The sequence below is a fragment of the Kineococcus halophytocola genome, from assembly GCF_041276425.1.
In the GTDB taxonomy this organism is placed as follows: domain Bacteria; phylum Actinomycetota; class Actinomycetes; order Actinomycetales; family Kineococcaceae; genus Kineococcus; species Kineococcus halophytocola.
This window is the reverse complement of the sequence record NZ_JBGFTU010000009.1, coordinates 24984-39056: the sequence shown is the minus strand read 5'-3', so window position 1 is coordinate 39056 and position 14073 is coordinate 24984. Positions and strand designations below refer to the sequence as shown.

Sequence of the window (14073 nt, the reverse complement as noted above, 5' to 3'; positions counted from 1 at the left end):
CGACGTGGAACTGGCACTGGCCGCGGCCGTCCTGGGCGCCCTGGGGTACGCGGCCGGCTCGATCCTGCAGGCCGTGGGGGTGCGCGGCGGGTCCGGGGCCGCCGCGCTGACCCGCTCACCCCTCTACCTCACCGGCCTCGGGGTCGACGGCCTGGCGTGGCTGCTGTCGCTGGTGGCGCTGCGGCGGCTGCCGACGTTCGCGGTGCAGTCGCTGCTGGCCGGGTCCCTCGCCCTGACGGTCGTGCTGGCGCGGGTGTTCCTCGGCTCCCGGCTGCGCCGGCGCGACACCGCCGCCGTGCTGGCGCTCGTCGCGGCCCTCGGCGTCGTCGGCGGGGCCGGGACCGAGCAGCCCTCCCCCACCGTCGGGCCGGGTGGGCAGGTCGCGCTGTGCGTGGCCGCGGGACTGCTGCTGCTCGCCGTGCTCGTGCTGCGGCGCAGCGGGTCGGCGACGTTCGCGGTGCTCGCCGGGCTCGGCTACTCCGTCGCGGCGCTGGGGGCGCGGGCGCTGACGCTGCCCGGGGCGTGGTCGCAGGCGTGGCGGGTCGCCGGTGAACCCCTCGCGTGGGCGCTCGCCGTGGCCGGGGTCGCCGGCACGCTGGCGTACGCCGCCGCGCTGGAGAAGGGTCCCGTCGGGCCGGCGACGGCGCTGCTGTGGTCGGTGGAGGTCGTCGTGCCGGCCGTCGCCGGGTTCGGGCTGCTCGGGGACGTCGTGCGGCCCGGCTGGTGGGCGCCGACCGCGGTGGCCCTGGTCGTCGTCGTGGGCTGCTCGGTCGTGCTCGCCGGGTCCCCGGCGGTCCCCGAGGAGACGTGAACGGCCGCTACCCCGACGCGGGCCGCCGCCAGCTCAGCGCCTCCAGCACCAGCCACGCCGAGACGGCCAGCACCTGCCAGCGCTGGGAGTCCCCCCCGCCGCCGTTGCCGCCCTGCAGGAACGTCACGACCTCGTAGAGCCCGCAGCCGGCCGAGACCAGCGCCACGAGGACCGCGAGCACCTTCAGCACCCCCCGCGCGCGCCAGGCGAGCTCGAGGCCCCCCAGCACCGCGCCCGTGGTGGCCAGGACCGAGACGCCGTCGTGGACGAGTTCGGCGGTCTGCGACGAGGCCGGGCACGGGCCGAGCGAGGGCGCGCACGTGATGGGCACCACGGCCGAGACGAAGGTCCCCACCCCGAACGCCAGCAGGCACGCCGAGCGGAACCTCCCGTGCCGGGAACCGCTGCGCCACAGCACGATCCCGAGCACCGCGGCGAGGACGCCGGCGGTGCCGTCACCGAGGCGGAACCACACCGACCCCGGTTCGGAGGGCACCGACAGCTCGCTGACGACACCGGTCGCGAGGTCGATGCGGGCCCCGACGAAGGGGGCCAGGAGGAAGTTCGCGTTCGCGACCGCCGCCACGACCGCCGCCACGACCGCGGCCACGACGGGGGCGGTGAGGGCGGGACCGGCGGCGGGTCCGCGCTCCCTCACCGGCCCAGCGCGGCCACGGCGTCGGCGACCGCGTCCGGGCCGCCGACGTTGCCGGGCACGACGACCTGCAGGACGTCGCGCCGCCCGTCCGGGGCGCGCATCCGCCACACCGAGATCCCGGCGGCCACCTGGCCCTCGACGTGCGCGGTGTCGGCGCCGATCCCCGTGCGCGCGACCTCGGCCGCGGTGATCCCGCCCTTGCTGACGACGGCGTCGGCGTCGGGGACCAGCAGGCGCACCGCCGTGACCAGGGCCGTCATGACCCGCTCGCCGTGGTCGAGGGTGCCGTGCTCGCCGGAGCGGACCCGTTCGGTGGCGACGACGGCCAGCCCGCCGGACAGGTCGGCGCGGGCGCGGCGGGCCAGGTCCTGCCCCGCCGCGACGGGGTCGGCGAGGGCGTCGGCCGTGGACAGGACGTGCGCCGGGCCGTGCCGGTCGGCGAGCGCCTCGAGCTGGGCGCGGGCACCGTCGGTGTGCGACCCGCAGGCCACGAGCACGCGGGGCGTGCCCGGCAGCAGGGGCCGCGGCAGGAACCCCCGGCTGCTCACCCCGGCCAGCGCCGCCGCCAGCGGGGCGGCGCAGCGCACGACGACGTCGCGCCCCGGCGGCGGGGTCCAGGCGCGCACCACGTCGGCCAGGGCCCGCACGTCGGCGTCGTCGCGCACGTCGGGCAGCAGGACGGCCCCCGCGGGGGCCTCGTCCAGGGCCCGGGCCAGGGCGGCGGCGTCGGCCAGCGGCACCGGCGTGCGGTCGGACTTCTCCCGCACGTAGTCGCTCAGCCGGGAACTGCTGAACCCGAAGACCGGGTCGGCCGCGTACTCCGTCCGTCCCGCCGGCACGTCCCCCTCGGCGGTCCGGACCAGGTGCACGCCCTCGACCGTGGTGCGACCGCCGGCGGGGAAGGCCGGGACGAACAGGACGACGTCGTCGGGGCCGGTGAACACGTCCGTCTCGGCCACGACGTGCCCGCGCAGGGTGGAGTCGCCGCGCAGCACGCACCGCACGTCGGCGCCCAGGCGCCGTCCCGCCTCGCGCGCGGCGTCGCGGATGCCGGTGACGAGCGCGACGGCCGCGGACTCCTCCAGCGCCCGGGAGTTGGTCTGGACGTAGACGCCGTCGGCCTCGCGCAGGGCGTCGGTGAGGAGGTCGGCCAGGGGCGGGTGCGGGGCGTCCCAGCGCAGCAGCACCCCCACCCCCGTCGCCGACTGCGTCCCGGTCGGGTCGTCGTCCAGGACGACGGTCTTGTGGCTCACGCCCCGCAGTAGACCAGACCCCCGGTGCGACCTCTCGTGCCGCCGCGCCCGGTGCGGCAGGGTGGAGGTCGTGGACCTGCCGGTGAACCCACCCGTCTCCCCGATGCTGGCCCGGGCGGGCACCGCCGTCCCCGCCCAGCCCGACGACGGCCCGGCGTGGCTGTACGAGCCGAAGTGGGACGGCTTCCGCTGCCTCGTGTTCCGCGACGGCGAGGAGGTCGTGCTCGGCTCGCGCACCGGCCGGGACCTCACCCGGTACTTCCCGGAGGTGGAGGCCGCGGTGCGGGCCGAGCTGCCCGGGCGCTGCGTGGTGGACGGGGAGGTGTTCGTGCCCCGGCCCGACGGGGGCCGGCTGGACTGGGACCTGCTCTCGCAGCGCGTCCACCCGGCCGCCAGCCGCGTGGAGAAGCTGGCGCGGGAGACGCCCGCGCAGTTCGTCGCCTTCGACCTGCTCGCCCTCGGCACCGAGGACCTCACGGGCCTGAGCACGGCCGAGCGGCGCGCGCGGCTCGTGGCGGCGCTCGCCGGGTGCGGTCCGGTCACCCACGTCACGACGGCCACGCGGGACGCGGCCGTGGCGGCGCGGTGGTTCACGACGTTCGAGGGCGCCGGGCTCGACGGGGTCGTCGCCAAACCCCTGGCCGCCCCCTACGAGCAGGGGCAGCGGGTCATGACGAAGGTCAAGCACCGGCGGACCGCCGACTGCGTCGTCGTCGGGTACCGCCTGCACAAGAACCTGCCGGGGATCGGGTCGATGCTGCTGGGCCTGCACACCGACGGCGAGGAGGGCGTGGCGTTCGTGGGCGGGGCGACGGCGTTCACGGCGAAGCGGCGGGCCGAGCTGCTCGAGCTGCTCGCGCCGCTGCGCACCGGGGACGAACCGGCGCCGGGCGAGAAGAACCGGTGGAACGCACGGCGGGACGACTCCTGGGTCCCGGTGCGTCAGGAGCTGGTGTGCGAGGTCGAGTACGACCAGCTGGAGGACCGGCGGTTCCGGCACAACCCGCGGTTCCTGCGGTGGCGGCCGGACAAGACGCCGCGGGAGTGCCGGCTGGACCAGCTCGACGTCCCCGTCGGCTACGACCTCGCCGACGTCCTGTCCGGGGCGTCGCGGTGAGCCCGAAGGCCCCCGCCGAGGAGATCGACGTCGACGGCACGCCCGTGCGGCTGACGTCGCCGGACAAGGCGTACTACCCGGAGCTGGGCGCGGCCGGGACGAAGCGGCACGTCGTGGAGTTCTACCGGCTCCTGGCCCCGGGGCTGCTGACCGCCCTGCGGGACCGGCCCACCCACCTGCAGCGGTTCCCCGACGGGATCGAGGGCGAGGAGGTCTACCAGAAGCGCGTCCCGCGGTCGGCCCCGGAGCACGTCGAGACCGTGCGGGTGACGTTCCCCTCGGGGCGCTCGGCGGACGTGGTGCGGCCCACGGGCGCGGCCACCCTGGTCTGGGCCGCGCAGCAGTCGACGATCACCTTCCACCCCTGGCCGTGCACCGCCCCCGACGTCGACCACCCCGACGAGCTGCGCGTCGACCTCGACCCCCAGCCGGGCACGGGGTTCGCGCAGGCGCGGACGGTGGCCCGCGACGTGCTGCACCCGTTGCTGACCGAGCTGGGCTGGGAGGGGTTCGTCAAGACCTCCGGCGGGCGGGGCCTGCACGTGGTCGTGCCGATCGAGCCGCGGTGGACCTTCACCGAGGTGCGCCGGGCCGGGATCGCGCTGGCCCGGGAGGTGGAACGGCGCGCCGGCGGCCTGGTCACCACGGCGTGGTGGAAGGAGGAGCGCGGTGAGGCGGTGTTCGTGGACTACAACCAGAACGCCCGGGACCGGACGATCGCCAGCGCCTACTCGCTGCGCCGCACCGCGCGGGCGACGGTGTCGGCGCCGCTGCGCTGGGCGGAGCTGACCGACGACCTGGACCCGGACGACTTCACGCTGACGAGCTTCCCGGCCCGGTACGCCGAGGTGGGTGACCTGTGGGCGCGGCGGGGTGAGCGGGCGCACTCGCTGGACCCGCTGCTGGCGCTGGCCGAGGCCGACGCCGAGGCGGGTCTGGGGGACCTGCCCTACCCGCCGACCTACCCCAAGGTGCCCGGGGAGCCCAAGCGCGTGCAGCCGTCGCGGGCGCGGAACCCCTGACCCCGGGGCGGGCCGTTGCGGAACCCGTGGACGCGGAGTGGAACCGTTCAAGCGGGACCGGGTACCGACCGACAGGGAAGGGGAGCCGGGACGTCCCGGCGGTACCCCCCGGGAGCCCAGATGTCCAGCACCGCCGCTCGCACGCCCCGTCCCACCCGGTCCCTGTTCACCGACCGCAGCGTCCGCACGAAGGTCCTCAGCGCCCTCGGCGCCCTCGGCCTGGTGACCGTCGCCGTCAGCGCCGGCGCGCTCACCGCCCTGCACGAGGGCACGACGCGCTCCGAGGAGCTCTACCAGGACAGCGTCGTGGGCCTGACCGCCCTCGGTCGCGTGCACCAGGAGGAGCTGAAGACCCGGATGCTCGTCGCCCAGCACGCGGCGACCCCGGACGCGGCCGGCAAGGCCGAGGTGGCGCAGGAGATCCGGGACAGCGACGCCGAGCTGGACGAGTGGGCCGCGCGGTACGCCGCGACCCCGCTGGCCGACCCGGCGAACTGGGAGGTCTTCACCGACACCTGGGCGCAGTGGCGCCAGGTCCGGGACGGCCGGCTCCTGCCGGCCTCGGACACCGGTGACCTCGCCGCCTGGGCCGCCGCCGAGTCCTCCCTCGCCCAGCCCGTCGTGAGCGGGGCCGCCGACGCCCTCGACGCCATCGAGGCCGCCGAGGACGCCGCGGCACGGGCCGGCGCGCAGGACGCCGCGGACGCGGCCGCGCGCTCGCGCACCCTCGTCGTCGTCGGCCTCGCCCTCGGGCTGGGCCTGTCCACCGCCATCGGCCTGGCCGTCGTGCGCTCGATCACCCGCCCGCTGCGGGAGGTGTCGCGGTCGCTGGAGGCCATGGCCGGCGGGGACCTCACGGTGGCCGCGCACGTCGACAGCCACGACGAGGTCGGGCAGATGGCCGCCTCCCTGGAACGGGCCCGCGACAGCGTGCGCAGCACCGTGTCCGCCATCGCGTCCTCCTCGGCGTCCCTGTCGGCCGCCTCGACCCGGCTGGCCGCCGACAGCGAGCGCATCGGCTCCACCGCCGGGCAGACCGCCGCGGTCGCCGCCGAGGCCGCCGAGACCGCCGCCACCGTGGCGGCCAGCGTCGCGACCGTCGCCGCCGGGGCCGGCGAGATGCAGGCCGCCATCCGCGACATCGCCTCCGGCGCCTCCGAGGCCACCGCGGTCGCCGCCCGCGCCGACGACCTCGCCGGCCGGGCCGGGGAGACCGTGGCCCGCCTCGGGGTCAGCTCCACCCAGATCGGCGACGTCGTCAAGGCCATCACCGCCATCGCCGAGCAGACCAACCTGCTCGCCCTCAACGCCACCATCGAGGCCGCCCGGGCCGGGGAGGCCGGCAAGGGCTTCGCCGTCGTCGCCGGGGAGGTCAAAGAGCTGTCCGCCCAGACGGCCCGCGCGACCGAGGACATCGCCGCCCGCGTGGGGTCCATCCAGGCCGACACCGCCGAGGCCGTGCGGGCCATCGAGAGCATCGCCGAGGTCGTCGGGGAGATCAGCGACCACCAGGTGACCATCGCCTCGGCCGTGGAGGAGCAGTCCGCCACGACGGCCGAGATGAGCCGCAGCGTCGGGGAGGCCGCGGCCGGTTCGGAGTCGATCTCCGAGGGCATCCGCGGGATCAGCGGCTCGGCGCGCACGACCGCCGGGGTCGTCACCGGCACCCGCGCCGCGACCGACGACCTGCACCGGATGGCGGGCGAGCTCAACGCCCTCGTCGGCCGCTTCCGCGTCTGACCCGTCCCGGCTGACCCCGTCCCCGCGGGCCGCGGGCCGGGCGTGGGGTCCCCCGGGGGTGCGCGCCGGCGGCTCAGGCCACCCGGTCGGCGACGGTCGCGGCGTACGCCTCGAGCGCCTCGCGCGCGGGCGAGGGCGGCAGGTCGGCGAGGTGGGTGGCCGCGCGGTGCGCCCACTCGCGGGCCGTGGCGCGGGCGTCCCCGGTGACCCGGTGGGCGCGCAGGGCAGCGACGGCCTCGGCCAACACGTCGTCGTCGGCGAGGCGGCCGGAGTCGACGAGGTCGACCACGGCGCGCGCGTCGGCGTCGCCCTCGGTGGCGGCGCGGCGGGCGAGCAGCACCGGCAGCGTGGGGACGCCCTCGCGCAGGTCGGTGCCGGGGCGCTTGCCGGACTCGTCGGGGTCGCCGGCCAGGTCCAGGACGTCGTCGGCGAGCTGGAAGGCGACGCCGACGTCCTCGCCGTAGCGGACCATCGCCCGCACGACGTCCTCGGAGCCGCCGGCGAACATCGCCCCGAAGCGGCCGGCGGTGGCGATGAGGGAGGCCGTCTTGTCGCTCAGCACGTCCAGGTAGTGCCGCACGGGGTCCTCCTCGGGCCGGGGCCCGACGGTCTCGTGCAACTGCCCCAGGCAGAGCCGCTCGAAGGTCTCGGCCTGCAGCAGGACGGCCTCGGGCCCGAGGGCGGCGACGACGTTGGAGGCGCGGGCGAAGAGCAGGTCACCGATGAGGATGGCGGTGTTGTTGCCGTAGAGCTGTTGCGCCGCAGGGGCTCCGCGGCGCGTGGGCGCGGAGTCCATGACGTCGTCGTGGTACAGCGAGGCGAGGTGGGTCAGCTCGCAGACGACGGCCGCCTCCAGGACCTGCGCGGGCACGGTGGCGCCGCCCGGGGCGGCCAGGTGGGCGCCCAGGAGGGTCAGCATGGGCCGCACCCGCTTGCCGCCGGCCTCCACGAGGTGCCGGGCGGGGGCGTCGGCGATGGGGTCGGTCGTGCTCACGGCGCGCCGCAGCCGCACCTCGACCGCGTCGAGGTCGTCCCGCAGCGCGTCCTCGAGCGCGGGGTCGGTGGTCGGCAGCGCGCCTTGCGCCTGGCCGGAGGCGTTCCGGGCGGTGTTCGCGGACGGGTTCACGAGGCAGGGGCCAATCGCTTCAGCGCCACGACCACCCGGTCGGTGGCGTCCTTCGACGTCGGGTCGGCCAGGTTGGCCAGGAGCTTCACGACGAGCTTCATCAGGCCGGGGCGCGGCAGCCCGAACCGGGTCGCGACGCGCATGACCTCGGGGTGGCCGATGAGGGAGACGAACACACGACCCAGCGTGTAGTACCCACCCAGGTCCGCGCGAACCGCGGCGGGGTAGGACTGCAGCGCCCGTTCGCGGGCGCGCTCGTCACCGGCGGCGAGGGCGTCGTCGACGGCACGGGCCGCGAGCCGCCCGGACTGCATGGCGTAGGCGATGCCCTCGCCGTTGAACGGGTTGACCATGCCGCCGCAGTCGCCGACGAGGACGAGCCCGCGGGTGTAGTGCGGGGTCCGGTTGAAGGCCATCGGCAGGGCCGCGCCGCGGATCGGGCCGACCTGGTCCTCCTCGCGGAAGCGCCACTCCGGCGGCATCCCGGACATCCAGCGCCGCAGCAGGTCCCGGTAGTCGATGTCCCCGGAGCCGGGGTCGAGGACGCCGAGGCCGACGTTGGAGGTGCCGTCGCCGACGCCGAAGACCCAGCCGTAGCCGGGCAGCAGCGGGCCGGTGGAGCTGTCGCCCTCGCGCAGCTCCATCCACGCCTCCATCCAGTCGTCGTCGTGACGGGGGCTGGTGAAGTACGTGCGGACCGCGATGCCCAGCGGGCGGTCGTCGCGCTTGGCCAGGCCCATCGACAGCGCCAGGCGGCCACCGACGCCGTCGGCCGCGACGACGACGGGCGCGCGGTAGGTGCGCTCCTCCCCCGCCCTGCGGCCCTTCTCGTCGACCGGGCGCGCGGTGACGCCGACGACGTGGCCGGTGCGCTCGTCCAGGACCGGGCCGGTGACGCTCGTGCGCTCGGCGACGGTCGCTCCCCCGGCGCGGGCGTGCTCGACCAGGGCCTGGTCGAAGCTCGAGCGCGTCGCGACGAGGCCGTGGTCGGGGAAGTCGGTGATCTCCGGCCACGGGACCTGCATCCGCACCCCGCCGCCGAGCAGGCGCAGCCCCTTGTTGCGGATCCAGCCCTCGGAGGTGCCGGTGCGCAGGCCGAGCTGGTCCAGCTCGTGGACGGCGCGCGGCGTCAGCCCGTCACCGCAGACCTTCTCGCGGGGGAAGGAGGACTTCTCCAGCACCAGGACGCGCCGGCCGGCGTCGGCGAGGTGCCGCGCCAGCGTCGAGCCGGCCGGCCCGGCCCCGACGACGAGCACGTCCGCGTCCTGCGTCTGCATGGCCCCTCCGCTCGTGAAAGTTTTCACGGAGACTAGTCGTCCCCCTCAGGCCGCGGCGCGCACGGCCCGGTGCATCGCGACGACCCCCAGGGACAGGTTGCGCCAGGCGACCCGTTCCCACCCGGCCGCACCGATGCGCCGGGCCAGCTCGGCCTGGTCCGGCCAGGCGTCGATGGAGTCCACCAGGTAGCTGTAGGCCTGCCCGTGCGAGCTCACCAGCCGCGCCACCCGCGGCAGCCCGTGGTGCAGGTAGGCCGTGTACGCCTTGCGCAGCAACGGGTTCGGGATCGTGGAGAACTCGCAGACGACGAGGCGGCCACCGGGGCGCACCACCCGCGCCATCTCCCGCAGCCCCGCGTCGGGGTCGACGACGTTGCGCAGGCCGAAGGAGATCGTCGCCGCGTCGAAGACCCCGTCGGCGAACGGCAGCCGGGTCGCGTCGCCCACGACGAACCCCAGGTCCGGACGGCGGCGCTTGCCCGCGCGGACCATGCCGGCGGAGAAGTCGCACGGCACCGTCAGGACGCCGCGGTCGGCGAAGGGTTCGCTGGAGCGGCCGGTGCCGGCGGCCAGGTCCAGGACCCTCTCCCCCGGCCGGGCGTCCACGGCGCGCAGCACGGCCCGGCGCCACAGCCGGTCCTGCCCGGCGGACAGGACGTCGTTGGTGCGGTCGTACTTCTCCGCGACGTCGTCGAACATGCCCGCGACCTGGGCCGGTCGCTTGCTGAGGTCGGCCAGTTCGCGCCGGGTCGAGACGTCGGGGGTACCCACCCCCCCAGTCTCGCAGCCGCGGACGATCCCGCCGTCCGGGTCACCCGCCCGGGGGCGGTGATCCCCGACACCCCGCCCGGTGGGCCGTCGCACGCTCCCGCGCGGCGGGCGGCCCGCTGACCCCCTTCCGGGGGTGGAAGTGCTCGATCGAGGCCGGTCCGGGGGTCGCCGATGGGATGATCGTCGTGCGTCGGCCCTCGTGCGGTCCGCCTCCCCGGCCGTGCCGTCCCGGGGGTCCGCACCGGCCGTCCACGGCACGGCGCAGCACCGCCCACGTCACCACCCCGGCCGGGGTCCCGCGGCCGGCGAGAGCCTCGGAGCGTCCGGCATGTGCCTTGCCCGTCCCGACCACGCCGTTCGCCGGGCCGGGCTCCGCGGGCCGCAGCGACGACACCCGGCAGCACGACCGCCGCTCCGGAGCCGCCGTCTGCCCCTGCTGGTGCCCGGCGCGTTCGTCGTCGCCTGCGCGTGGAGCCTGATCGCCGGGCGCACGCACGCCTTCGACGCCAGCGTCCTCGCGCTGGAGGTGGCCGCGACGACCGCCGCGGCGGGGTGCGCGCTCCTGACCGGTACCGCCCACGCCCGCCGGGCCCTGCTCCTCCTGTCCGCCTACTTCGGCCTGACGCTGCTCGGTGACGGCTACTGGCTGCTGAGCGTGGACCCCGGCGGTCTGGACTACGCCGCGGGTGAGTTCGAACCGGGCTTCACCGTCGCCGCCGAGATCGTGCGCTACCTGGCGCTGGTGCTCCTGCTGCACCTCGCCGTCCCTCCCGGCCTCGGCGGTCCGGCGGTGCGCCCCCCGGCGCAGGTGGAGGACGCGGCACCGGCACCGGCACCCCGGGCCGCACGGCGGGGCAGGACCGGACGCGGGGGGCTGGACCGCAGCTCGGCCCTGGTGCTGCTGCAGGCCAGCGCCTGCACCGCCGCCGTCGTCCTGCTGCTCACCCCCGTGGGAGCGGTCGTGACGGAGGGCAAGAGCTACTCCGTCTACTCCTTCTTCGACGTCGTCGTCACGGCCGTCGCAGCCGCCGTGGTGGGTCGTGCGCTCACGTCCCGGGCCCGGCCTCCCCGCCGTCAGCTGCGCCAGCTGGTCGCCACCGCGACCGGTGTCGTCGGGCTCGTGCTCGGGGACGCGCTCACCGCAGTGGGCCTGGCCCGCGCCTCCTCCCCCGGCTGGACGGTCGGGGTGGTCGTCACGGTGACCGGGGCGGTGGTCGTCCTGGTCACGTGGCTGCACCCCGCGCCGCGCCCCACCGGCCCGGAGTCCGCCCTGCCGCCGCCCCCGGCCCGCCCCCACCCCCGGCTGAGCGTCACCGCCGCCGTCGTCGTGCAGCTCGTCCTGCCGGTGGTCATCGCCGTCCTCGCCACGGCGCACGTGGTGGCCCCCCAGCACGGTGGCGGGGACGAGGTGCAGGCGGCGACCGTCGGGACGGCCGCCGCGGCGGTGGCGCTGTCCCTGCTGCACGCCGGGCTCCGGCTGGTGCGCGCCCACCGCGACGAGCAGCACGCCGCCGCCGCGGGCCGCGACGAGCTCACCGGCGCCTACACCCGCCGCGGGTTCACGGCCTTCGCCCGCCGCCACCTGCAGCACCACCACCCCGACCAGCACCACCCCGACCAGCACCGTCCCGCGGGCCACCACCCGGCGCCCGGGCCCCACCGCCGGGCCGGGCTCGTCCCGGCGCAGCCCGGCCCGGCACCGGCGGACCCCACCGGCGGGACCGGCTGGAGCGTCGCGCTGCTGGACCTCGACGGCTTCAAGGCCGTCAACGACACCTTCGGCCACGACGCCGGCGACCAGGTGCTCCGCGTCGTGACCCGGCGCGCCGCGGACGTCATCGACGGGCACGGCGTCCTCGCCCGGTTCGGGGGCGACGAGTTCGTGGCCCTCCTCGACACCGGCCCCCCGGCGACGACGGCCACCCGGCACCTGCTGCAGCGGCTGCGGGAGGCCGTCACCGAGCCGATCACGCTGCCGGGCCACGCCGTGCAGATCACGGTCGGCGTCTCCCTCGGGGTCGCCGCCGTGCCCGCCCCGGGGAGCGGGGACGACGTGAGCACCGCCCTGACGCGGGCGGACGCGGGCATGTACGCGCACAAGCGCCGCCACCACGCCTGACGCCGCGGGGCCCCGGGGCCGGGCGGCCCCGCGTCCCTCAGGCGTCCAGGACCGCGGCCCGCACGGCGGCGGTGAGGCGTTCCAGCCGCGGGCGCACGGCGGCCCGGTCGGTGACCAGCTCCACCACGCGCAGACCCGCGGGCGGGGCGGCCAGGGCGGCCGCGGCCTGCGCGCGCGTGGCCGGTCGCACGTGGGGGACGCCGAAGGCGGCGCACAGGGCGGCGACGTCGACGCCGTGGGGGGTGGCCACGACCCGCTCGAACGTCGACCGGGCCACCACCGCGGCGTGCTCCAGCGTCTCGAAGATCCCCCCGCCGTCGTCGTTGACGAGGACGACGGTCAGGTCCGGGCGCCGCTCCCCCGGCACCGGCAGCAGCGCGTTCGCGTCGTGCAGGAAGGCCAGGTCACCCACGAGCAGCCGGGTCGGCCCCAGCGCCGTGGCGACCCCCTCGGCCGTGGCCAGGGTGCCGTCGATGCCGGCCAGGCCCCGGTTGGAGACCGTCCGCACGCCCGCGGGGGGCCCGGCGAGGTCGACGTCGCGCACGGCGTTGCTGGCGGCCACCACGAGCACCGAGCGGTCGGCGGCGCAGGCGCGGACGACCTCGCGGGCCGCCCACGGGCCCGTCAGCGCGCTCTCGGCGTCCACGACCGCGTCCACGGCGTCGGCGGCCAGCTTCGCGGCGCGGTCCCAGCGGGCGGCGAACTCCTGCTCCCCGTCCCCGGCGGGCCCGGCCACGGTCGCGGCCGCCAGGACGCGGGAGGCGCGGAACCCGGCGTCGGGCCAGGTGCCGTCGGGGCTGACGACGACGAGCTCGACGTCGCCGCGCGCCAGCAGCCGGGTCACCGGCCGCGACAGCGTGGGGTGGCCGAACAGGACGACCCGCTCGACGTCGCCGAGGCGGCCCTGGCCGTCCTCGGCGTCCAGGAGGAGGCGGTAGGCCCCCACGGCGCGCGGGCCGCCGCGGGCCCCCGAGCTCGGTTCGGCCAGCAGCGGCCAGCCGCCCTGCTCGGCCAGCTCGCGGGCCGCGCGCCCGGTCGCCGGGTCGGGCGCGTCCCCGGCCAGCACCAGCGTGCGCGGTCCCCGGTCCAGCACGACCGGCTGCGGCGCACCGGGTCCGGCCACGAGCGTGAGTCCGGTGGCCGAGGGCGGCAGGGTGTCCGGGGAGGGCGTCAGCGGGTCGGCGAAGCCCACGTCGAGGTGCACCGGCCCCGGCCCGTCGCCGCGCAGCCCCCGGGCGGCGGCCACCGCCCGCGAGACCACCGAGCGCCAGGCGGGGGCCTGGGCGGCGGGGTCGACGGGGGCGGGCAGGTCGGCGCTGTGGCGCACCGAGGGCAGGAACGTCCGCGCCTGGGCGTCGGCGGTCTGGCTGGCCCCGGACCCGCGCAGCTCGTGCGGGCGGTCCGCGGTGAGCACGACGAGGGGCACCCCGGCGTGGTGGGCCTCCAGGACGGCCGGGTGCAGGTTGGCCACCGCCGTCCCGCTCGTGGTGACGACCGCGACCAGCTCGCCCGCGCGGGCCAGGCCCAGGGCCAGGAACCCGGCGCTGCGCTCGTCGATGCGCACGTGCAGCCGCAGCCGGCCCTCGTCGGCGGCGCGGGCGGCCGCGTAGGCCAGCGGCGCGCTGCGCGAGCCGGGGCTGAGGACGAGGTGTCGCAGGCCGAGCCGGACCAGGGCGTCGACGAGGACCGTCGCGAGGGCGGTCGAGGGGTTCACCCCTCCATGGTGCGCCCGGCGGCGTGTGGCAGCCTGCCGCGGTGACCGCATCGCCACCGTCCATGGACGAGATCCTCGCCACCTTCGCCGCGGACACGCTGGTGGACCGCCTGGGGATCCGCTTCCTGGAGATGAGCCCGCAGCGCCTGGTGGCGACGATGCCCGTCGAGGGCAACACCCAGGTCGCGGGGTTCCTGCACGGCGGGGCGAGCTGCGCGCTGGCCGAGACGCTGGGCTCGGTCGGGGCCTACCTGCACGTGTGGCCCGGCGGCCTCGCGCTGGGCACGGACATCAACGCCACCCACCACCGCTCGGCCCGCTCGGGGACCGTCACGGGGGTCGCCACCGCGATCTCGCTGGGCCGCACGCTCACCAGCCACGAGGTCGTCATCTCCGACGAGGAGGGCCGGCGGCTGTGCACGGCGCGCATCACGAACTACGTGCGGGCCGCCGAGGGGTCCTGAG

The 14073-nt window shown here is 77.2% G+C and carries 12 protein-coding genes; 6 read left to right on the top strand and 6 right to left on the bottom strand.

The genetic code is table 11. The features are described 5' to 3' along the window. The first annotated feature begins 4 nt into the window (after nt 1-4). On the top strand, nt 5-811 hold the full coding sequence (locus AB2L27_RS09290; RefSeq protein ID WP_370441202.1) for a hypothetical protein: 807 nt from the start codon (nt 5-7) through the stop codon (nt 809-811). A gap of 7 nt (nt 812-818) precedes the next feature. Here AB2L27_RS09290 and AB2L27_RS09285 read toward each other — a convergent pair whose 3' ends face one another. Next, nucleotides 819-1469: a DUF998 domain-containing protein gene (locus tag AB2L27_RS09285; RefSeq protein WP_370441201.1), complete on the bottom strand. Its 651-nt coding sequence runs from the start codon at nt 1467-1469 to the stop codon at nt 819-821. Then, complete coding sequence (locus AB2L27_RS09280) at nt 1466-2722, bottom strand: four-carbon acid sugar kinase family protein (RefSeq protein ID WP_370441200.1); 1257 nt, start codon at nt 2720-2722, stop codon at nt 1466-1468. Before AB2L27_RS09280 ends, AB2L27_RS09285 begins: the two co-directional genes overlap by 4 nt. Nucleotides 2723-2792: 70 nt before the next feature. On the opposite strand from AB2L27_RS09280, the gene AB2L27_RS09275 reads away from it, so the two are divergent. The 3 genes from AB2L27_RS09275 (at nt 2793) to AB2L27_RS09265 (ending at nt 6601) form a co-directional block, all read left to right on the top strand. Then, entirely contained in the window at nt 2793-3839 is a 1047-nt protein-coding gene (locus tag AB2L27_RS09275; RefSeq protein ID WP_370441199.1) for an ATP-dependent DNA ligase, read from the top strand. Next, the gene (gene ligD / locus AB2L27_RS09270) at nt 3836-4861 is read left to right on the top strand and encodes a non-homologous end-joining DNA ligase (protein ID WP_370441198.1); all 1026 of its coding nucleotides are present in this window, start codon (nt 3836-3838) and stop codon (nt 4859-4861) included. The genes AB2L27_RS09275 and ligD overlap by 4 nt, the downstream gene beginning before the upstream one ends. A 120-nt stretch (nt 4862-4981) precedes the next feature. Next, entirely contained in the window at nt 4982-6601 is a 1620-nt protein-coding gene (locus AB2L27_RS09265; protein WP_370441197.1) for a methyl-accepting chemotaxis protein, read from the top strand. A gap of 73 nt (nt 6602-6674) precedes the next feature. On the opposite strand, the gene AB2L27_RS09260 is transcribed toward AB2L27_RS09265, so the two are convergent. From AB2L27_RS09260 to AB2L27_RS09250, 3 genes are read right to left on the bottom strand one after another with little or no spacing between them, the layout of a single operon-like run. Continuing rightward, on the bottom strand, nt 6675-7727 hold the full coding sequence (locus AB2L27_RS09260; protein ID WP_370441196.1) for a polyprenyl synthetase family protein: 1053 nt from the start codon (nt 7725-7727) through the stop codon (nt 6675-6677). Beyond that, nucleotides 7724-9004, bottom strand: coding sequence for a geranylgeranyl reductase family protein (locus AB2L27_RS09255; RefSeq protein WP_370441195.1), 1281 nt, complete (start codon nt 9002-9004; stop codon nt 7724-7726). Before AB2L27_RS09255 ends, AB2L27_RS09260 begins: the two co-directional genes overlap by 4 nt. A 45-nt stretch (nt 9005-9049) precedes the next feature. Then, on the bottom strand, nt 9050-9775 hold the full coding sequence (locus tag AB2L27_RS09250; RefSeq protein ID WP_370441194.1) for a demethylmenaquinone methyltransferase: 726 nt from the start codon (nt 9773-9775) through the stop codon (nt 9050-9052). A gap of 439 nt (nt 9776-10214) precedes the next feature. Here AB2L27_RS09250 and AB2L27_RS09245 point away from each other — a divergent pair, with 439 nt between their 5' ends. Beyond that, entirely contained in the window at nt 10215-11894 is a 1680-nt protein-coding gene (locus AB2L27_RS09245; protein WP_370441193.1) for a diguanylate cyclase, read from the top strand. Nucleotides 11895-11931: 37 nt separating this feature from the next. On the opposite strand, the gene menD is transcribed toward AB2L27_RS09245, so the two are convergent. Next, nucleotides 11932-13608, bottom strand: coding sequence for a 2-succinyl-5-enolpyruvyl-6-hydroxy-3-cyclohexene-1-carboxylic-acid synthase (gene menD, locus AB2L27_RS09240; RefSeq protein ID WP_370441192.1), 1677 nt, complete (start codon nt 13606-13608; stop codon nt 11932-11934). Between the two features lie 62 nt (nt 13609-13670). On the opposite strand from menD, the gene AB2L27_RS09235 reads away from it, so the two are divergent. After that, the gene (locus AB2L27_RS09235) at nt 13671-14072 is read left to right on the top strand and encodes a hotdog fold thioesterase (RefSeq protein WP_370441316.1); all 402 of its coding nucleotides are present in this window, start codon (nt 13671-13673) and stop codon (nt 14070-14072) included. Nucleotide 14073: the final 1 nt, after the last annotated feature.